General features: G+C 64.2%; 12 protein-coding genes, 1 tRNA gene, 1 other RNA gene and 1 pseudogene. 1 reads left to right on the top strand and 14 read right to left on the bottom strand.

From position 1 onward, the window contains the following. Window positions 1-39 precede the first annotated feature (39 nt). The 10 genes and pseudogenes from CRD59_RS03625 to CRD59_RS03580 all read right to left on the bottom strand — a co-directional run bounded on the left by CRD59_RS03625 (window position 40) and on the right by CRD59_RS03580 (window position 13,558). Entirely contained in the window at window positions 40-1,092 is a 1,053-nt protein-coding gene (locus CRD59_RS03625; protein ID WP_236632703.1) for an ABC transporter substrate-binding protein, read from the bottom strand. Between the two features lie 218 nt (window positions 1,093-1,310). Then, complete coding sequence (locus tag CRD59_RS03620) at window positions 1,311-2,654, bottom strand: metal-dependent hydrolase family protein (protein ID WP_113853239.1); 1,344 nt, start codon at window positions 2,652-2,654, stop codon at window positions 1,311-1,313. A gap of 81 nt (window positions 2,655-2,735) precedes the next feature. Next, window positions 2,736-2,809, bottom strand: a tRNA-Lys gene (locus tag CRD59_RS03615). A 179-nt stretch (window positions 2,810-2,988) separates the two neighbouring features. Further along, entirely contained in the window at window positions 2,989-4,524 is a 1,536-nt protein-coding gene (locus CRD59_RS03610; protein WP_113853238.1) for a formate--tetrahydrofolate ligase, read from the bottom strand. A 120-nt stretch (window positions 4,525-4,644) separates the two neighbouring features. Beyond that, window positions 4,645-6,171: a C69 family dipeptidase gene (locus CRD59_RS03605; protein ID WP_113853237.1), complete on the bottom strand. Its 1,527-nt coding sequence runs from the start codon at window positions 6,169-6,171 to the stop codon at window positions 4,645-4,647. 165 nt (window positions 6,172-6,336) lie between these two features. Next, the gene (locus CRD59_RS03600; protein ID WP_113853236.1) at window positions 6,337-6,885 is read right to left on the bottom strand and encodes a YbhB/YbcL family Raf kinase inhibitor-like protein; all 549 of its coding nucleotides are present in this window, start codon (window positions 6,883-6,885) and stop codon (window positions 6,337-6,339) included. Window positions 6,886-6,965: 80 nt separating this feature from the next. Continuing rightward, entirely contained in the window at window positions 6,966-8,126 is a 1,161-nt protein-coding gene (locus tag CRD59_RS03595) for a DNA polymerase III subunit delta' (RefSeq protein WP_113853235.1), read from the bottom strand. A 266-nt stretch (window positions 8,127-8,392) separates the two neighbouring features. Then, a pseudogene (tmk, locus tag CRD59_RS03590) lies at window positions 8,393-9,061 on the bottom strand (dTMP kinase); the annotation flags it as partial. Further along, entirely contained in the window at window positions 9,058-12,015 is a 2,958-nt protein-coding gene (topA, locus tag CRD59_RS03585) for a type I DNA topoisomerase (protein WP_113853234.1), read from the bottom strand. The pseudogene tmk and the gene topA, both read right to left, overlap by 4 nt. Before the next feature lie 292 nt (window positions 12,016-12,307). Continuing rightward, window positions 12,308-13,558 carry a phosphatase PAP2 family protein gene (locus CRD59_RS03580; protein ID WP_161522273.1) on the bottom strand — a complete coding sequence of 417 codons (1,251 nt, stop codon included), beginning with the start codon at window positions 13,556-13,558 and terminating at the stop codon, window positions 12,308-12,310. A 189-nt stretch (window positions 13,559-13,747) separates the two neighbouring features. Here CRD59_RS03580 and CRD59_RS07955 point away from each other — a divergent pair, with 189 nt between their 5' ends. Beyond that, entirely contained in the window at window positions 13,748-16,072 is a 2,325-nt protein-coding gene (locus CRD59_RS07955) for a PASTA domain-containing protein (protein ID WP_161522272.1), read from the top strand. Window positions 16,073-16,191: 119 nt separating this feature from the next. Here the strand turns inward: CRD59_RS07955 and CRD59_RS03570 are convergent, their stop codons facing one another. The 4 genes from CRD59_RS03570 to CRD59_RS03555 form a co-directional block, all read right to left on the bottom strand. Next, window positions 16,192-17,613, bottom strand: coding sequence for a zinc-ribbon domain-containing protein (locus CRD59_RS03570; protein WP_161522271.1), 1,422 nt, complete (start codon window positions 17,611-17,613; stop codon window positions 16,192-16,194). A gap of 57 nt (window positions 17,614-17,670) precedes the next feature. Beyond that, window positions 17,671-18,705 (bottom strand): zinc ribbon domain-containing protein, encoded by a 1,035-nt coding sequence (locus CRD59_RS03565; RefSeq protein WP_113853230.1) that lies wholly within the window; start codon window positions 18,703-18,705, stop codon window positions 17,671-17,673. Between the two features lie 197 nt (window positions 18,706-18,902). Further along, an RNA gene (gene ffs / locus CRD59_RS03560) (signal recognition particle sRNA small type) lies at window positions 18,903-18,993 on the bottom strand. A 119-nt stretch (window positions 18,994-19,112) separates the two neighbouring features. Next, window positions 19,113-20,099 (bottom strand): GMP reductase, encoded by a 987-nt coding sequence (locus CRD59_RS03555; protein ID WP_113853229.1) that lies wholly within the window; start codon window positions 20,097-20,099, stop codon window positions 19,113-19,115. Between the last annotated feature and the right edge of the window lie 83 nt (window positions 20,100-20,182).

Here is a 20,182-nt window from a genome sequence, read left to right as displayed (position 1 = left end):
TTCTTTCAAGCATCGATGGCGCTTTTACGCCCGTCACCCTCACTTCGCACTGGAAGAGGAAGCGATGTCGCTTTCAAACGATTTGATGAAAGCATCACGCGCATCTGCAGCCTGACGCACATTCCAATCAACCTTCTTGACCTTGTCCTGCCGAGGCACACCGTCACCGATCTTCGCCTTAGGGTTCGTCGGCGCCGCATAGGAAGGCACTTCCGCATACAGGTTCTGTGCCTGCGTGGTCATCATCCAATCGGCGAATGCCTTGGCGTTCTTGATGCTACGGGCACCTTTCAGGACGGAAATCGCACCCACCTCGTAACCAGTGCCCTCCGTTGGGTAGGTGGTTTTCAAATCCGGATAGCCCGCCTTTATCGCCTTCTGACAATCCGAATCCAATGCGATGGCGACGCTGACCTCGCCCCTTCCCGCCTGTTCCGTACCCGTTGCGGCTGACTTGGAGTACTGCATAACATTGGGATTGAGTTGTTTGAAGTAATCGATGGCCGCTCCCTTGTCCCCATTATGCAGCACCGCCTGAGTGAACATGGCCATATAGCCGACACCGGCCGTGGCCGGATGGGGCATCGCGACTGCACCCTTGAGCTTGTTGTCCAGTAAATCCGCCCACGAAACGGGAGGCTTCACACCTTTCTTACCCAATTCGGCGGTATTTGAGCAGAATGCTATCGAATCTGTATAGAAACCGGTCCAAGCGCCTTTGTCGTCTTTATAGTCTGCCGCGAGATCACCTGCTCCTTTAGGCGCATAATGCTCAATCATGCCCTTATCGTCGGCCAGCAGATGGTTCTCGGCCTGTCCACCCGCCCACACGTCGAACTCTCCAGGATTCGTCGCGAGCCTTGCAAGCACCTCGCCGGCACCGAGCCGCACATAAGTCGTTTTGATACCAGTATCCTTCGCAAAAGCCTTGGTCACAGCTTGGCAGAAGTCTTCCTGCTGGGAGCACGCTATCGAGACCGTGCCACTCCCCTTCGAGCTGTCCACCTTACCGCATCCTGACATCGCCACCAGTGCAGTGGCAGCCATTGCTACTGCCAGGGCGCGCTTCCCTTGTGATCTTTTACTCATCATTGAGCCTTCCATTTAAAATCCGCAATCACGCTTATGTGATTGCGCTTTCATTTCACATATTAACAAGTCTTCCGCGCAAACACAACTCATTTATTGCAAACTTCAGATGATTGCGCATTCATATGCCATGTACTTACGTCAATGCCGAGACAGTCAACGCAAGCCCCCCCCCCCCCGCCAGTACACGGGTAAATGGAGGGGCTGAAAGCGATAAAGCTTCAGAACTCAGAGAGCAAGCGCTCGACGCTGCCGATGCGCTTGATCCTGGGTCGCCAGACCGGCCAACCGCGCGCGATGACCAGCTTGGGAGCGGCCAGCACTGAAAGGTCCTGGGCCGGGTCCCCGTCCAGAACCAGCAGGTCTGCGTCCTTGCCAAGGGCGATCGAGCCGGTCACATCGTCCACCCCCAGATTCCGCGCATTCACCTGCGTGGCTGCATGGAAGGCCTGGGCGGGCGTATAACCGGCGAAGCGGACCAGCAGGTCCAGCTCCCGCCAGGTGTTGTACTGGGTTACCAGGGTCATGCCGGTGTCGGTGCCGACGCCCTCGGCGATGCCTGCCTCGCGCGCCTGGCTGGCGCCCTCCAGCATCCCCTTTACCACTTGCTCGGAGTTCGCCCGCACGATGTCGGAGACGCCGAGCTCCTCCTGGCTGACCTTGACCAGCGGCAGTCCGGCCGACAGGGTTGGGTTCAGCCCCGAAAACCCCCTCAGGGAACGGGGGTTGTGGCGGAAGAGGTCGATGATCTCATCATCCATGCGGCTGCCGTGCTCGATGGTGTCCACACCCGCCCGCAGAGCCGCACGCACCCCCTCGGTACTCTGGGCATGGGCCGCGACGATGACACCGGCCTCGTGTGCCTCCTCGCACACGGCAGCCATGGATTCCTCATCCATCTGCGGACTGCCGGCCACGCCAAGCTCCCTGGCATCGGTCACACCGCCGGTCGCCGCAACTTTCAGGGCGTTGACCCCGTGCTCCAGATTGGTCCGGGCGTTGAGCCGGGCCTCTTCAGGGCTGCTGGACGTCAACGCGATGTATGGGTCTCCGTGCCCGCCGGGAATTGACAGCATGGGACCGGAAGCCAGGATGCGGGGGCCCAGGGTCTGGTCTGAATCAATCCGGTCGCGCAGGGCCACCACCTCATAGCCCGCGTCACCCAAGGTTCGGATGGTCGTGACGCCGGAGTTGAGCAGTGCCTTGGCGGAGGCCTGCGCCCTGGCCGCCAGGTACGCCTTGCCGATCGGTCCGTGGATCAGGGCCATGACAGCCTGCTGCTTGCGCGGTCCGCCTGCGCCGACGGCAAGCGGTTTGCCATCGGCGAACAGGTGGGTATGGGCATTGATGAGCCCTGGCGCTACCACTTTGCCAGTGGCATCGATCCTGTGATAGCCCCGTGGAACGGAGACCTGCCCGGACGGCGCCATCCCTTCTATCCGCCCTTCCGCACCCACGACAACCGTCATGTCGCGTACAACCTGTCCATCGGCATCCCCACTGGCCACATTCGCATGTTCAAGTGCGAAGGGCTCACGGGCTTTCCTACCTACAGCGGATTCCATGGGCGACTCCCCTCCCTTGTCCGGGACCCCTTCCATACGACAATGGCCCGGGGCTTGCCGCCTCGGACCATTTGCTCTCTGTGCCCCCGCGGGGGCTCGAACCCCGGACACGCTGATTAAGAGTCAGCTGCTCTAGCCAACTGAGCTACAGGGGCGTAGCACATTCAAGAGCCAAGAAGCAACTATACCGCTTTTTCGCTCGGGCGCAAGGCCCTCAGCTTACGGCGTGCCGTCGGCCGCCATCCGCCGGATGGTCGGACCGGGCGGCAGAGGAGACGGAAGATGCAACCCGGTAGGCCGGTATCCTCAGCGTCTCCTCGGCACCCTCAAGCGCTCATACGATCTTGGGCATGGGCGTGGTCAGGGACTTCGTCAGGTTCACCTGGATCAGTCCTGCACCGGTATGGGCCTCGACTTTTTTCAGGGTCACGGTCCGCTCGGCCTCGGGGGCCGAATCGTCATCGGTCATCGTGGCCGGGGATTTGACCGCGACGGGCACCAGGTCGTTCAGGTCCAGCCCCTGCCCCTTGCACAAGGCACGGGCGGCGGCCAAGGAGTCCATGAAATCAGGGCCGCATACCACGCGCCCGGCAGGCACCCCATAGGCCGAGGATGCTATCCACCGCAACTGATCGACCAGGTCCATGCCCTTGTGGGAGCGCAGGGCCTCCGCCGGAGCCTGTGCGCCATGGGACCGCCCCTCCTGCAGGACCTCGATGAAGTCATCCAGCTGGGCGGCCAGAGCCGATCCGCCGTCGCGGAAAAGGTTGCCTATGATGGGCCGCCGCAAACCCAGCTGATCGGTGGTTCGCCGCAGGTCGTCCACTTCGCCGTCCTCCCCCTCCCACAGGTTGACGAGCGGGAAAGCCGGGATTCCCAGGCCCTCCATACGCCTGACATGGAAGGGGTAACGCCAGCGCAGTGCCGGGTCGTCACGCCAGGTGGTGGCGCGGGTGACCACAACCGCTGCCGCCGGCCACTGGGCGCCGAACTCCCGCGCGGCGATGTCCAGCCACTTCTGGGCGCCCGCATCGGCGCCATACCCTGCCTCGACCACGACCAGGTCGTGCCGGGCGCAGGCCATCTGGACCGAAACCAGGCTGGGGATTCCCAGGGATACATTGGCGAAAGGCCCGCAGTGCACATAGACCGGTGAACCCGCCTGGGTGGTCGTCATGGCCGGTTTCACCGCATCGGACAGCATGTTCGTGATTCGCCACAGGTCGACGAAGGAGCCAAACAGGACCGGCCGGCCGTCCTTGGTGCCTGCCGTCATGGCCGCCACCCGCCGGGACACCTCCTCCATGGAACGCGAAAGCACAACAATCTGCATGAGTTCACAAGTGGGGGTGAGCACCACCCGTTCGGGAATGTCGGCCTTGCCCCGGTCCACCATGATCTGACGCAGGGCACGCGAAGGCACCTCGGAGACACGCGGCAGCAGTATGGTGTCGAGGACCCCCTCATCCACGGCCTTTTCGGCAAAGGAGACCAGGAGGTTCTGGGCGTTCTCGATGGCCGCCATTTCCCCGCACAGACCCCAGTCCACCAGCTCCGGATGAGCCAGGGAGGATTTGCCGCCGCCCGAGGCGCCGCCCTTGGACCCGGCGGCCGTAATGCCCATGCTTGGTTGGCGCAGGACCGCCGCGGCGTCCACTCCCCGCTCGCGCAAGGCATCGATCAATGCGATCGTCGTGGTGGTCTTGCCTTCGCCGCGCGAGGCTTTCAGCGGGGTGTCGGCGGTGACCAGGATCACCTGGCCCCGCTTGGCCCGCCCATCAGGCTGGGTCCGCAGATAATCCAGGTAGCCGAAGGCGTCCACCTTGTCGACCAGACCGTATGGTTTCACGAAATCATCGAATGAGGCCATGCCGCCCTCCCGTTCCCGCGCCGACTTACCCGTGCGCGACGAAGCCGATACTGATATGGATACACGCTATCCGCCGGCAGGGCCCTGTTCCAGACCGCCAAGCCGACGGAGGAATGCCGCTCAGTGGTCGGACATGTGGTAGGCGTTGCGCATCTTCAGGCTGACCGTGTAGAGCACCTTGCCCAGCAGGTCATCGGTCTCCCTGCGCACTTGGTCGGCCATGGCCTCGTTGGCGGCGCGCAACACCTCGCGCACCTCCTCGTTGTCGGTGCCGTCTTCTGCACCCTGCAGGCGGGCCACCTGATCGTCGCCGGCGGCGATCATCCGGTGTGCCAGACCACCGATCCTCTGCTGGTAGCGCTCGTTGGCGTTCGCCGTGTCCGCATAGGCCGAGTCGGACAGCGCCGCGATGATGCGATCGGACCAATACAGGGTGTCGGTGGTCACCCGTTCGCCCGCATCTGCCAGGTATGCCGGCGTTTCATCCACGTTCGTGTAGAAGGGGATCAGGGCATTGAAGGGGTTGGAACCGAAAGCCATCCACTGGACGGCCATGCAGCCGGCCGGTGCATAGGGGCGCAGCTGGATGACGGCCAGCTGGTCGGTACGGTTGATGCCGATGGGGCGGTAGAGGCCCTTGGAGTGCTCATCACCGATGATCGCATAGGGATCGTATACGGTGCCCTGGTAGTGGGAGCTCAGCAGGTACTTGACATCCTCAATCGTGATTTTGCGTTCGGGCTGGCGGCACCATGGTATGTCGTCGCTCATGGGCGTATGGTCGGCGTCCGGGCCGTCCCAGACTTCGTCGTAGGGGTTCAGGAAGCGCTGCATGTACCAGGCGCGCGGCGTGTTGTAGACATGGTCGGAATCCGAGTGGGAGCCGAAGGCTGTGCGCGGATTGAATGGTGAGACCGACTCGATGGACAGGTCCAGGTGGTTCGTATCGATGAACTCACGCAGGTCGGCGGAGCACATGCACTCTTCCTGTGCGCCCAGGGCGTCATCCAGGTCCAGCTCGTCGATGCCAAGCTGATTGGGCATGGTCACGTAGCAGTCATCGGGCACGCGGCGGGCGATCCAGTGGTGTCCGCCCACGGTCTCCATCCACCAGATTTCGTCGGAGTCGGAGAAGGCCACTCCGTTCATCTCGTAGGTGCCGTACTCCTCCAGCAGGGCTCCCAAGCGCTCGACACCCTCCCTGGCCGAGCGGATGTATGGCAGGACGATGGTGACCAGATCCTCCTCGCCGATGCCGCCGGCCTGCTCAGGCACATAATCCACGTCCCCCGACCTGCCCACGGCGGGCACAAGCTCGACCAGCGGGTCGGCACCCAGGATGCGCTCGTTGGTGGTGATCGTCTCCGTGGCGGTCATGGCCACATTCGCCTCGTTTACCCCGTTCTGTCCCCAGATGCCCTTGTTCAGGATGGAGTTGGGCACCGCCGTGTACCGCATGGGATCGTCGGGCAGGTCTATCTCGACGTGACTCAGAACGCTGCGATAGTGCCTGGGCTGCTCATCCGGGCGGACAACGATGAAGCGTTTGGGCCTGAACTGACCGTTGGCCGAATCCTCATTGCGGGCGATGATGGTGGAGCCATCATAGCTTGCCTTCTTGCCGACTAGGAGCGTTGTACAGGGCATGGTGCGCCTTCCTTTTCCCGTGGCCGACGACGCGGCCGAACGGCTTGCGTGGACGAACCGCCGGACGCTCCCGGAGCGCGCCAAACACACCAGGACCGTCTTGCGTGGCTCCCACTCTACCGTCCCCAAGTAACGGGCGGAAGCCCAAGGCTCACCGACGCCGGCTCAGGCTTCGGCAGGCAACCAGGCCTCGGCCTGGGCCAATACAGCCGGGTTGTCATGGACGGCGCGCTCCAGGGCATTGAGCCAGAAGCCCTCCTCCAGGCCGGGCAGGGGCATGCCAGTGGCCCAGACGCGCAGGACATAGTCATGGGTCGTGTCCGGCGGAGTGGGTCCGTTGTAACGGCATGTCAGGGCAGGGTTGGTGCCCCCTACGAACTTGGATGCCTGCGAGGTCCGGCCCTGGGTCGCGCCAGGAGCCAGGTCCGACAGGCGACGCGAAAGGTCGGCGGGGACGTGCACCGCACCGGATGCCGGATCTTCCACCAGCCGGCCCAAGGGCAGGTTGGCCAATGACCAGTGGATCCACTGGAAGCCACAGACCGGGATGGAATCGGGGTCGACCAGCTCCCAGCTCAGGAAGGCTGCTCCCTCTGGCAGGTCCTCCAGCATGAAGGGGAAGGAGACGACCGGTGTATCGTCCAGACTGCGGTCGCCGCCGGCCCGCTTGGCGTATTCGTCGGGAATGATGTCGAAATCGGTTGCGATTCTCATACGTTCATTCTCCCGCCCTGCCGCCAGCAGTCAAACCCGGGCCGTTCGCACGGGAACGAGCGGGATTCCTGGCCCAGGCCTCAGACCAGGAGGTCACACATCATGGCCTCCAGATCCAACAGCTGGGAACCGTTGCCTTCGATCCTCCGACGGGCCACTCCGATCTGGCGGATGCGCTCTATGGCGCCCTGGCGGCTCAGACGTACGGACAGTTCGGTGATGGCGGCACGGTTCTCCAGGTTGACCAGGCCAACCTGCGCTTCGGCGCCGTTCTGTATGACGCACACGTCCCGGTAGACGGAGGCGATCGTATTCAGGTCGCGGTCAAGCACGTCGCGGGAGCGCCTGATGGTCCGGCGACGCAGCTCGTCCTTTCCGATGAGCTCATGGTAGGCTCCCAGGATCTGACGAGGCACCGGATCGCCCGGCTTCAAGCCATTGATACGCCGGAAGTCGGCCTCGTCCGCCGCCACCTGCTTTTCCGCGTATCGCTTGGCCTGCTCCTGGGCCTGGTCGGCCATCCTGACACCAAGCAGAATCGCCTGGGAAGCACGGTGCATGTCCAACAGGCCGACAACCAGATCATCGCGCTCCTTCAGCACCTGAGGGTCGCTGGCGTAGAGCTTGGCCACACCGATGTGCCCTTGGGCCAGGCGGGCGGCGCGTGCCGCCAGGTGACGCTCCGTTCCCATGCTGGTCTGGAGGAAATCGGCCACGGCCTTGTCGGTGGGTACCGCAAGGCTCACGATGCGTGTGCGCGAGCGGATGGTGGGCAGCACGTCCTGGGCGCTGGGTGCGCACAGAATCCAGACCGTATGTTCGGCCGGCTCCTCGATCTCCTTGAGGAGCACATTGGTGGTGCGCTCCATCATCCGGTCCACATCCTCGATCACGATCACCCGCCACGGGGCGGTGGACGGCATCTGCTCGGAGGCCATGATCAACCGGCGGACCTCCTTGATGCCGATTGTCACCCTCTCTGTGGCAAGGTAGGTCACATCGGGATGGCTGCCGGCCAATACCTGCCGGGTTTGGCTGGTTGGCTCGTCACCAAGGCCGTGATCAGGGCTGATCAGGGCCGCCGCAAAGGCCTTGGCCAGGTTGGAACGCCCGGATCCAGGGGGGCCGCAGAACAGCCAGGACTGGGTCATGTCATCCCTGGCCTGGTCCTGCGAGGCGACCACCCGCTTCAGCAGGTCGACCGCATTATCCTGACCGACCATGGAGTCCCAGACGCTCACCGCCCCTGACCCATCCGGTCGTCTTCGGCGGAATCGGTGAGACTGGCTGCGGGCTCCACATCACCGTCGCCGTCCAAGGCGGCGTCGCTGTCCTCATCATCGCCCCCATCGTCCAGCTCGTCGTCATCCTCATCCGCGTCATATCCGGCATCGCCCGCATCATCGTCCAGGTCGTCTTCCTGGGCATCCGGATCCGCCGGGTCATCGCCGTCGGCCGCGTCATCACCGTCCTCGTCGTCATCCTGGTCGGGAAGGTTGGGAATCATGTCAGCGGTCAGGGCTTCCAGATCCTCCTGGATCAAGCGCCAGACCTCATCGAGCGGCAACGAGGCATCGATCACCCGGAAGCGGTCAGGTTCCTGCTCGGCCAGCTCCAGGAACTTCTCCCGCACCTGCTCCTGGAAGGCGTCACCTGCGGCCTCCAAACGGTCGGGCTCATCGTTCACCCGGTCGTGGGATTGGGCGGGGTCTACGTCCAACAGATAGGTGCGCTTGGGGATCAACCCGTCTGAAGCCCAGGCGCTCAAACGTGCTATGGAGCCTTCGTCCAACTTACGCCCACCAGCCTGGTAGGCGATCGTGGAGTCGGAGTAGCGGTCGCACAGTACGATGTCGCCACGCTCGAGTGCCGGCCGAATAACCTGGGCCACATGCTCGGCCCGGTCCGCCGCATACAGGAGGGCCTCAGTGCGCGAATCCAGGTCGTCGGAGGAATCCACCACGTCGGTGCCGCCGGTCACCGCGAAAGAGGGGAAAGCACACATACCGTGCAGGACCAGTTCCCTGATGGCAAGACCCGCCGGGGTGCCGCCCGGTTCCCGGGTCACCATCGAGCGCAGCCCCTTGCCCTGCAGGTAATCGCGGGCGCGCTGGGCCTGTGTGGTCTTACCCGCTCCGTCAACACCCTCGAACGATATGAACAATCCCTGACTCATGAATGATCCTCACTGGTCTTGCGACTGGTGCCCCTGACCGATTTGGTCTTCGCGGCCGATTTGGACACACTAGCCTTGCGCGTAGACGCGGTTTTCGCCTTTGGAGCCTTTCGGGTGGCCGCCTTCGCGCCGGACCCCGACTTGGATGCGCTCTTGCGAGCCGTCCCCTTCCTGGCTGAGCCGGTCGAGCCCTTGCGGGCGCTGGTCCTCTTCCGCCGCTTGGTCGGTCCGGCGGCACGTTTTTCCGCCAGCAGGCGGAAGGCCACTTCGGGTTCGATGGAGGCCGGGGTGTACTGCTTGGGCAGCGTGCGGTTGGTTTCGCCGTCGGTGATGTATGCCCCGTAGAAGCCATCCTTGATGGTCACGGGCTTCCCGTTGTCCGGATCGGGGCCGAGTTCGCGCAGGGGCGGCTTGGCGGCGCCCCGGCTCCTACGCCCGTACTTGGGCTGGTTGAAAAGCTCCTGGGCCGTGACCTGGTCCACGGTGAAGATCTGATCCTCGGAGGCCAGCGAGCGGGTCTCGCTGGAGCCGTCCGCCTTGCTGGCGGTCAGGTAAGGACCGTAGCGGCCGTTGCTGGCGGTCACCGTGGCTCTGCTCATTTCACCGGTCTTGGCATCGGTCAGTTCGACCTCGCCGACTTCGCGCGGCAGGCCCAGCAGCTTCAGAGCATCATCCAGACCCACGGTGTCCGGATCCATGGTCTTGAAGAGGGAAGCCATCCTGGGTTTGGGTTCGGTCGCTTTCTTTCCTGCGGCCTTCTTCTCCGCAGCTTCCTTGATACCGGCCTCCACCTCCGGTGTGATCAGGGCCAGGTATGGTCCGAAGCGGCCCTTGCGCAGCTCCACGCGCCCGCCGGTGGCCGGGTCGGTGCCCAGCACGCGAGGCCCGCCGGAGTTGGTCTCGATCAGCTCGCGCGCCTTGGCCACGGTAAGCTCGTCAGGTGCCAGTGTTTCCGGCAGGGAAGCCCGCTTGGGGTCACCTTTGTCGTCCTTGTGGTCCGTATCCTCAAGGTAGGGGCCGTAGCGGCCCACACGCACCTGAAGCCCGTCACCGATCTGGATGGTGTTCACCTGGTGGGCGTCGATGTCGCCCAATTGCGCCACCTGCTCCTGCAGGCCCTCGTGGGCTTCCTCCGCTGACTTGGCGGCACCCGGCCCCGAACCGAAGTAGAAGCGGGTGAGCCAATCCTTGCCGGATTCCGCCCCGTGTGCGATCTGATCCAGACCGTTTTCCATCAACGCCGTGAACCGGTAATCCACATACTGGGGGAAGTTCGTCTCAAGGAGTTTGATGACGGAGAACGCCAACCAGGAGGGGATGAGCGCCCGGCCACGCTCGTACACATACCCACGGTCGATGATCGTCGAGATGATTGAGGCGTAGGTCGAGGGCCGGCCTATCTCCTTGGCCTCCAGGGTCTTGACCAGTGAGGCTTCGGTGTAACGGGCCGGCGGCTGGGTCTCGTGACCCTCGGGCTCGACCGAGTCGGCCTTGAGTCGCTGCCCCTTGTCCATCGGCGGCAGGGAGCCGTCGCCCTCGGCCTTGCCGTTCTTGCCACCCTTGCCGGGTTCGGCCGTGAAGCCCATGGCCTTCATGAAACCGGGGAACTCGATCACGGTGCCGGAGGCCTGGAAGACGGACTCGCCCTCGGTCTGCGTGGGCGCGCTCAGCCGCACCGTGGCGGTCGATCCGGTCGCGTCGGCCATCTGCGAGGCCAGGGTTCGCCGCCAAATCAGCGTGTAGAGCTTCAACTGGTCGGGCGGCAGTGACGAGGCCAGCTCCTGGGGGCTGCGGAAGCGCGAGCCGGCCGGGCGGATGCACTCGTGGGCCTCCTGGGCGCCGGCGGTCTTGGTCACGTACTGCTTGGGACCGGAGGCCAGGTACTGCTTGCCGTAGACCTCCTCCACGCTCTTGCGGGCGGCCGAGATGGCCTGCTGGGAGAGGGTGACCGAGTCGGTACGCATGTAGGTGATGTAACCGTTCTCGTACAGGCTCTGGGCGGCGCGCATGGAGGCGCGCGAGCTCATGCCTAGCCGGTTGCCGGCGGTCTGCTGCATGGTCGACGTCGTGAAGGGCGGCTGCGGGCGGCGGTGGTAGGGCTTGGTCTCCAGCGAGGTCACCGTGAATTCCGCGGCCTTGAGCTCTCCGGCCAGGCGCTCGGCCGTGGCCTGGTCCAGCTGCCGGGCCTGGTCCTTCCTGGCGCCGGCGGTCAGCTGCCCGTCCGAGGAGAAGTCCTTGGAACCGGCCAGCCGCCGGCCGCCCAGCTCCACCATCCGCGCCTGGAAACGTTCGGAGCCGGACTCGCTCAGGGCGCTCTGGGCGGCCAGGTCGGCCACCAGGTCCCAGTAGGGGGCGCGGACGAAGGCGATGCGCTCGCGCTCACGCTCGACGATCAGCCGGGTGGCCACGGACTGCACGCGCCCGGCCGAGAGCCCCGGCCCCACCTTGCGCCACAGGACCGGAGAGAGCTCATAGCCGTAGAGGCGGTCAAGCACACGCCGGGTCTCCTGGGCGGTCACCATGTTCGAGTCCACGTCGCGCGTATGGTTCAGCGAGTCCTTGATGGCCTCGGGCGTTATCTCGTGGAAGACCATACGCTTGACCGGTACCTTTGGCTTGAGGGTCTGCACCAGGTGCCAGGCGATGGCCTCGCCCTCCCGGTCCTCATCAGTGGCCAGGTACAGCTCGTCGGCGCCCTTGAGCGCCTGCTTCAGACCGGATACGGTCTTTTTCTTCCGATCGTCGACGATGTAATAGGGCTTGAAGTCGTGGTCCACGTCCACGCCGAACCTGCCGAAGCGCTCCTTCTGTGAAGCGGGGATCTGCGAGGGCTTGGCCAGGTCACGGATGTGCCCCACCGAGGCCATGACAGTGTAGCCCGGCCCCAGGTATCCGCCTATCTTCTTGGCTTTGGTGGGCGACTCCACGATGACCAGCTTATTGCCGTGTGCCATGGCCTCTCCTTATATATGCGCTACTCGCCGCCATCTTACCCACCAGCCGTCGTCATCGTGCAAGGAACGCCGGGGTATGTGGTCCAACGTGCCGGCGGGGAGAACGGTCCCGGCGGTTCACCCGCACAGCTGACAGCCGAATTCGCCATAGGCCGATCCGGCACCCAGCGGACAGCCATCGAACATGCACCGAGAGTCCTGGAATCCCCCGGCGTCATGCCGACACAACATGCACGACCGCGAGGGTCGGGATACCGTAAACAACCTCCGGAATCCCCTCTTCCGCATCTTTTCAACCCCGGTCGGGCGGCGTGGGCGGTGCCCCCAGCAACCCGATCTTGGACAGCGGCGAAGCCGTGACCTGCCGCATGGCCAACACCGCGCCGAATACGATCGCGGCCACCGAGGCGATGAAGACCACCGCCGAGACATGCGCACCATAGAAGGTCCAGCTCTCCCCCAGTTCCAGACCTGAGGCCATCTGCCAAACCAGGTAGCAGCCATAAAGCAGTCCCAGGACACCGGCGGTGAGCATGACCGTGGAGAGAATCTGCACCGAGGCGGAGGAGGCTCGGGTGCCGGGCGCGTCCATACCCGAGCCGCGGGTCAGGGCCAGCATGATCAGGGCCAGGCCGCCAGCCAACAGGATGGACACGATCACGTCGATGGGCCGGTGCCAGTGGGCAAAGATCAGGGAGCAGGCCATGGCCGTCGTGAGCAGACAGCCCAGCAGCGCACACAGGGCACGCCACGTACGCGGCACCGAGCAGACCAGCACAATGCATACCGTGGCCATCAGCAGTGTGTGCCCCGAGGGGGCCGTGTTGGCGCGCATGGACTCCACGTTGATCAGGTAGGGGCGGGGCAGGATTCGCTTGAGCAGGTGGCCCGTCGGGAGGCATATGGCCATGAAGACCGCCAGCTGCCCCAGCAGCCACCAACGCTTGCGCAGGGCCGCGACCGCGCCGCCCGCCACAGCGATGACCACGCACAGCGGCAGCACGAAACCGTTGGAGTGGAAGGGGTTCAGAGCGGCGGCAAGCCAGGGGGCGCGAGCCAGGTATCCGGCGAAGTTCCGGTAGACCTCGTCATCGTACTGCTGCCCGGTCGCGGTGCGCACGCCCAGCCACCAGACACCCGCCGCTGCCAGCAGGAAGGCGATCCCCAGGGCCAGGCAGGCAATCCAGGAGGAGGTATGGGGTCGCACTGTCAGCGGGTCCATCCGTTCCAGCTGCTCCGGATCATCGGCCGCCGCCTGGTCGTCACGCCGGGCCAGTCCCTGCAAATCCTGCAGGGATGCCAGCGTGGCCGGGTCGTCGGCTTGGGGCGAGAAAGGCGAATACCCGGGCCGGCCCAAGGGGGAGGACCGGGTGGGGTCGACGGCCGTCGCCGGGTCGGGGAAAGCCTGTCCGCCCGCCAGGCCGGCCAAGCCGGGGTCAGGCGCGCCGACCGACGGAAAGACGGGGTCTTGGCCACCGTCATACCCTTGCTTGCGCGGGGTCCCCGTCCCCTCGCCCCAATCCTGCACTTGCTGATCCGTCATAGCTCCAAACTCTATCGACTCCCCCGGTCCGCCGCGCACCCAAGCCCCAAGAATCGCACTACGTTTACAGGTGGGCCAGACGGCCACCCCGGCCCGACCACCCCTTCTCCGATAGGGCGCATGGTGGATGATAGGTTTGTGCTGAGGGCGAATATTGTCACCGCGCGGGGGCGGAGAGAGGAAGCGAGCATGAAGTACTGTACCCAGTGCGGGACGGCCAATGGGGACGACGACCGGTTCTGCAACCAGTGCGGACAACCGCTGGAAGTTCCGGGGGCGATCGGCACACAGGCTGAGCAGAGCGGCAAGCAAACCGCCGAACAGATCAAGCAGGCCGACAATCATGCCGCCGGGGAGGGCAAGGCCAGCGAATCCGGTAAAGACAGCGGGCCGGCGAAAGCGGCTGATCCCGCCGAAACCAACGAAAGCGGCCAGGACAAGCCCGCGAGCGCGGCTGAGATTGGCACTAGCGATGCAGCTGCCATACCTCCCTCCGGCGGGCCAGGCTCCGGCTCCGGGCCGGCGCCCGCGATTCCTCCGGCCGACGGCGACGACCCCTCGGCCACGGCGGTTGTCTCCCGCAAGAAGCTCTACATCCTGCTGGCCGCCATCGTGGCAGCGGCGCTGGTTGCCACAGGTGGATTCGTCGCCTACCGGCAGTTCGCCCCCAAGAGTGTGCCCCAGGTGCAGGCCAAGACCGCCAAGGAGGCAGTGGACCAGCTCAAGAGGGCCGGCATCCCAGCCAAGACCGAGCTCCAGTTCAGCCCCAAACGCAAGGGCTCCTTCGTCCGCCTGGCGGGCGCTGACAAGGACGGTCACCTGCCCAAGGGCAGGGGCGTCACGGTGACCGAATCCGCCGGCCCCGGCGTGCCCAAAGGCACGGTCGGCCAGGCCAAGGACAAGGCCGTGACCAGCCTGAAAGCCATGGAGGTGCCCCTCACTGTGGCCGACGTGGTCTCCTCCAAGCCAGGCGACGCAGGCAAGGTCGTGGCCTCCTACCCAGCGGATGGGCAGGCCGTGTCCGACCCCAAGGAAGGCATCCACGTTGGCGTCGCCTCCGACAAGGCGGGCATCCCCATCGAGATCGCCGGCTTGGACCAAGCCCAGGCGCGTAGCCAACTGGAGGCCAAAGGCTACACGGTCAGCATGGAGCCGCGCTTCTCCAGTCGCAGGAACCTGGGCAAGATCGTGGGCGCCAACCCCTCGATCGGCCTGCCCACCGACACCAGGACCGTCAGCCTGTACTACGGCGTGGACGCCAGCAAGAAGCTGGATGTGGTCGCCAGCATAGAGAACGCGGGCAACCAGTCCGCCTACCTCCTCGACAAGCCGCAGAACCTGGCCGGGCAGTACTGCACCGAGGGTGGCGACTGCCTGAGCCTGGACGCGATCAGCAAAGACGAGGCCGGCAGCAGTTTCGGCGTATCCACCGAATACCTCAAAGTGCGCGGCGAGACGATTCCCCCCGACAACTGGCGCGATTACTTGAGTTTGTGCACCTTCTCCCAAGACCCCTCCGGCTGCATCCCTCCCAACACGAGCCTGGACGAGGGCGCCGGATACATGAAAAACCACCTGATCTCCGGCCAGAGCGGAGCATTTGAACTGTATGCGGGCATGGGGCTGCCCAACTGCGGCACCACGCCCTTCCAGGGAGGTCTCTGCGAGAACGGCCACATCAGCTATAGGTCCATCGACGAACTGGCGGGCAACCCAAGCCTGACAAGTTCCGGCATCAAGTGGAAGGCCAAGGACTTCTTCGTCTACATGCCGGTGGGTGCCAAACTGGACCAGCTGGAATCGGACGGCTACTTCGCCGGCAAGCCCGGTTTCAAACCGGACCAGGACCGCCCCTATCTGATCAAGCGCGACAACAGCAAGTACCAGGACCGCCCGGCTGATGACCGCATGGGCAACGATCCTTACACGCCCACCCAGTACGGCAAGGCCGAGCCCTTCCAGGAGGCGCCGAACAAGACGAACGTCTACTACCTGGTGGAGGATTCGATCGACTGGAAGGCCCTGGGCGGCAGCAGCGCATCCGGACCATCCGCTGCTGGAGCGAGCGGAAAGGCCAGTCAGGACTTCAGCGCTCTGGCCGGCCAGTGGCAATGGACAGAGTCCGGGGACGGCTCCCTGCTCAGCACCATGACCATCCAGTCGGACGGCAGTTTCACCGGCGGTACCTACCACCGTACCGACGAGCCCAACTTCCTGGACGGCGAGACAGAGAACTTCAGCGGCCGTTTCACCAAAATCGTCAGCAACAAGGACGGCACCAAAACCCTGACCCTGGACCCCGAATCCATCCAGGGGGTCTCGGATGCCATGCGCGACAAATCCGGCGTGTCCAAAACGACATACACCTTCGTACCTGCCGGACAGTCCATCCCGGGTATGGACGACAGTATGCGCGGTGCCATTCAGAACTATGATGGCAACCAGGACGGCCCCACTGCCAAAGAGGACGCGCTCCGGGCCGACGGCATCGTCTTCATCAGGAAGAACAGCTGAGCCGCTGGCCGGCGCGACCGCAGGAAGCGTAAAGAACGTAAAGCGAGAGCCCCTGACATCGTCTCCAAACGATGCAGAGGCCCTTGCCTGCGCTGCGTAGTGCGCCGTCCCGGCGGCTATCAGTAGTAGGATTTGACGGAGTCGTCGATCTTGACGGTCAGCTCGCCGTTCCTGATTGAGAAGCTTCCGACCAGATAGCCGGACGCGGAGGACGTGTCATCCAACCAATCGTCATCCGAATAGAACCGGTACTGGTAACTGATGCCGGTATGGATCAGATCGGTTTTGAACTCGCCCGTCCCCAGGTCCAGCTTGTCCAATGAAGGCGAACCATTGACCCGCCGCCGGATGTTCGTGTAGGCCGGGCGGCCGCCGTCGCTGAAGGACCCGTTGGAGAAGTTGCAGCCGGTCTTGCGCAACTCGCTGGAGGCCGTGCACTCGTCGATCCGCTTCTGCACCTGCTCCAGGATTCCCTGTTCCAGGGCGTCGGTGGCCTGCGGGGCCACATAGGCCACCTTATCGGAATCGTTGAGCTTGACGGGCTCGGCTTTGACATACTTGGACTTGGGCAGCTCCACCTTGGCCACACCCGGGTAGACCGGCAGCGTGTACTGGTCCATGGAGGTGTAGTGCGTCCTGTCGCCGTCCTCCGAGGGAGCCTGGTCGGCGGGCGGACTGACTACCTGCTTGTCCGTGCCCGCCTTCGCCAGTGTGACATCGATGCCGTTGACCAGCACGTTATCCACGGTCTTGGGGGCGGCCACCTTTATGGACGTGGTCAACGGACTGACGATCCGCCAGGAGTCAAAGATGAGGAACTGCTTGCCGGACGGTTCCACGCTCAGCTGTTTGGACTGCTGCACCCCGTTGGCCGAGTATGCGACCCTCACCTGGTAACCCGGACCGTTCGGCTTACGGACCAAGGGGCCGACCACAACGTCCTTCATGCGCGAGCCCTCGTCCTTGGCGTACTCGTTGGTCAGCAGGACGCGAGATTCGTTGGCCACGCCCGGGTCCACCATCTGGTTGGCCCGCTTGAAGTTGCCGCTGGATACGGCGGATACATAGGCGTTGATCTGCCCTTTGGGCGTGAACACCGTGTTTTTCAGGATTAGGTAGGCCCCGGCCAGGACCACTACCAGGCCAATCAGCACGCCCCAGATGATGACTGTCCGGCGATGCAGGGAATGAGCGACCGGAACCGCTTCTGCCGGCTGGACCGGGTGGATGCCGTCGGCCTCAGGCTCGGAATCGGCGGTTACGAATTGCTCAGCCTGGGGAAGAACAGTCGTCGGCTGATTCTCAGCGCCCGCTTCGTCCCCAGGCTCCAGCCCTTGTTCGGGCTCAGGTTCGGAGTCGGGTTCATTGCCGTCACTGCCGGCAACTCCATCAGTGGCCGCTTCATCAGGAGCGCCCCCAGCAGCCTGGATCTTCTCCTCCTCCACCTCGGACACCTCGTCGGCAGGCAGCAGTGGCTGCCCGCAAGAGACGCAGAAGCGGGCATCGGGCTCATTCCGGACCCCGCACTTGGTGCAAAACACGATTCCTCACCTTTCCTTACTGATCTACCGACCGTTTCCCGTCCGCCGAGGCAGCCGTCAGCGCATGCCGAACATCGCGCTCATGAAGGCCGCGCCGGCGATACTGGCGAAGATGACCATCATCAGCAGGAAGATCAGGAAGGCCACGACCATGGAAATCATCCAGAGCCAGAAGGAGTCGAGCTTGCGATGGTTGGCGGATGTGGCGATCAGATAGGAAGGGATCAGCATCAGGAAACCGAAGCTGAACAGGAAGATGACGCCGGCCATGAGCGAGGCGCCGACCAGGGACAGCAGGACCAGCACCAGGTGGAGGACCGCGAACGGGATCATGATCTGCGCGAAGGCGTCGTGCACCTGGCTGAAGCCGTCGGGGTCACCAAAGATCTTCTTGCCCAGGAATACGATCAGGACCATGGCGTAGAGCACCACGGCAACCGCGATGAAACCGCGGAAGAAGAGCGCGAAGCCATCCGACGAACTGACCGACACCGACCCGATTGAACCACCCATCATCGAGCTCCAAGGGCCTAAGGCGCGCGAGGCGGCGGAGACGGCCTGGGAGGCCCAGATGGTGACCAACAGGGAGATGATCATCGCCTCCACGAACATGGGGATGCAGGCGTACCAGGCAGGCTTGGCCATGCGCAGGGTGGGCTTTTTCAACGCAGCAAGGACCCAGTTGAAAAAGACCCTGGACTGGCTGGGGGCAGCCGGCTGGACCGGCGCCATGCCGGGGACCACGCCCGGCGCAGCTCCTGGAACCGCACCGGGAACGGGCATCTGCATGGGTTGGGTCGGCTGCGTCCGAGGACCGTCGACCGACTGTGCGCCCGGCACAGGCTGCCCCTGGAGCGGCGTAGGCTGGCCGGCGGCCAGCGGCTGCTGGGTCTGAGGATTCTGCTGCGGCTGAACCGGCATTGCCTGCTGCGGTGCCGAAACCTGGGACGCCTGGGTGGGCTCGGTCACCTGCCCTTGCGGCTGCTCGGCCTGCTGGGCGTCCTGCCCCTGTTTCGCGAATGGTGTGCCACACTTACGGCAGAATTTCGCACTGTCTGGATTCTCTGTCTGGCATGAGGCACATACCTTCATGGCCCGTCACTCTCCTCTGGCTCATCCCCCTCCCCCAGGCCGCCAATCGTCCCGGGGCAAACTCTTCACCATTCAATCACAGCCTGTGAATATCAAGACTGCGATGAGAGCGGGGGGGGGGGTAGGCTCCGGTCCATGGACGGCAGAGCGAACGCCAGACAACAACACAGGTAAGCCCCAAGCACGTCGCGGACATAAGAAAACTCCCACGCACCCGTCAGAGGCCACTTACCCTTGCTGCATTCCTGCCCTGGGGGGATTGGGTGACATAACGCCACGTGAGAGCGAGTTCCATTCTAACCGATTGCATGGATTTACGCAGCCCGCGTATGTCCGTACGCCCGGCACGGCACCAGTCGGAGCCCACCGACCGGGAACGGCGGCAGTCGGCCCCGCTTCCCGCCGTTCTAGTAGTTGTCGCCGTTGAGGACGGAGTTGTTGACCACTACGTAATCAACGTGTCGGATGTCGGTGAGCTTGCGGCCGCCGGCGTATGAGATGGAGGACTGGAGGTCCTGCTCTATCTCGCGCAGGGTATCGGAAATCGAACCCCGGTAGGGCACCAGCATCTGCTTGCCCTCCACGTTGCGGTAGGCACCCTTCTGCCGCTCCGAGGCCGAGCCCCAGTACTGCTTGTAGGTCTTGCCGTCGATGGTGATCTTCCCGCCGGGCGACTCGTCGTGGCCTGCCAGGAGGGAGCCCACCATGACCATCGTGGCGCCGAAGCGGATGGACTTGGCGATGTCGCCGTTGTAGCGGATGCCACCGTCGGCGATGAGGGGCTTGCGTGCGGCCTTGGCGCACAGGCGCACAGCAGCCAGCTGCCAGCCGCCGGTGCCGAAACCGGTCTTGAGCTTGGTGATGCAGGCCTTGCCCGGCCCGATTCCCACCTTGGTGGCGTCCGCTCCCGCGTTCTCCAGCTCACGCACCGCCTCGGGCGTACCCACGTTGCCGGCGATCACGAAAGCGCCGGGAAGGGCCTCCTTCAGATGCCGGATCATACGGATCACGGAGTCGGCGTGCCCGTGGGCTATGTCGATGGTCACGTATTCCGGGGTCAGCCCCGCAGCGGCAAGCTCGTCCACGAAGTCATGCTCCCCCTGCTTGACTCCCACTGATATTGAGGCATACAGACCCCGCCCGTGCATACGGCGCACAAAGTCGCCACGGTCCTCAGGCTCGAAACGGTGCATCACATAGAAGTAACCGTTGGCGGCCAGCCATTGTGCCAGCTCCTCATTAATCACAGTCTCCATGTTGGCCGGCACGACCGGGATCTTGAAGCTGCGCGGCCCGAACTGCACGGAGGTGTCGGCCTCGGACCGGCTCGCGATGATGCACTTGTTCGGGATGAGCTGCACGTCGTCGTAATCGAAGACTTCCGAAGGGATCATGGCCCCCTGCCCTTTCGTACGTCGGCCGGGCTCCGGCCCAGCCGTCCGTGGCTACAGCCTAGCAAGAGGGTTGCCGAATTCGG

This window comes from Bifidobacterium xylocopae, from assembly GCF_003315615.1.
GTDB lineage: Bacteria > Actinomycetota > Actinomycetes > Actinomycetales > Bifidobacteriaceae > Bombiscardovia > Bombiscardovia xylocopae.
This window is presented reverse-complemented; position numbering and strand designations above follow the sequence as displayed.

Coding starts and splice junctions, on each gene's coding strand:
- CRD59_RS03625 (WP_236632703.1), bottom strand. CDS start 1,092: ATGATGAGTAAAAGATCACAAGGGAAGCGCGCCCTGGCAGTAGCAATG.
- CRD59_RS03620 (WP_113853239.1), bottom strand. CDS start 2,654: ATGGAATCCGCTGTAGGTAGGAAAGCCCGTGAGCCCTTCGCACTTGAA.
- CRD59_RS03610 (WP_113853238.1), bottom strand. CDS start 4,524: ATGGCCTCATTCGATGATTTCGTGAAACCATACGGTCTGGTCGACAAG.
- CRD59_RS03605 (WP_113853237.1), bottom strand. CDS start 6,171: ATGCCCTGTACAACGCTCCTAGTCGGCAAGAAGGCAAGCTATGATGGC.
- CRD59_RS03600 (WP_113853236.1), bottom strand. CDS start 6,885: ATGAGAATCGCAACCGATTTCGACATCATTCCCGACGAATACGCCAAG.
- topA (WP_113853234.1), bottom strand. CDS start 12,015: ATGGCACACGGCAATAAGCTGGTCATCGTGGAGTCGCCCACCAAAGCC.
- CRD59_RS03580 (WP_161522273.1), bottom strand. CDS start 13,558: ATGACGGATCAGCAAGTGCAGGATTGGGGCGAGGGGACGGGGACCCCG.
- CRD59_RS07955 (WP_161522272.1), top strand. CDS start 13,748: ATGAAGTACTGTACCCAGTGCGGGACGGCCAATGGGGACGACGACCGG.
- CRD59_RS03565 (WP_113853230.1), bottom strand. CDS start 18,705: ATGAAGGTATGTGCCTCATGCCAGACAGAGAATCCAGACAGTGCGAAA.
- CRD59_RS03555 (WP_113853229.1), bottom strand. CDS start 20,099: ATGATCCCTTCGGAAGTCTTCGATTACGACGACGTGCAGCTCATCCCG.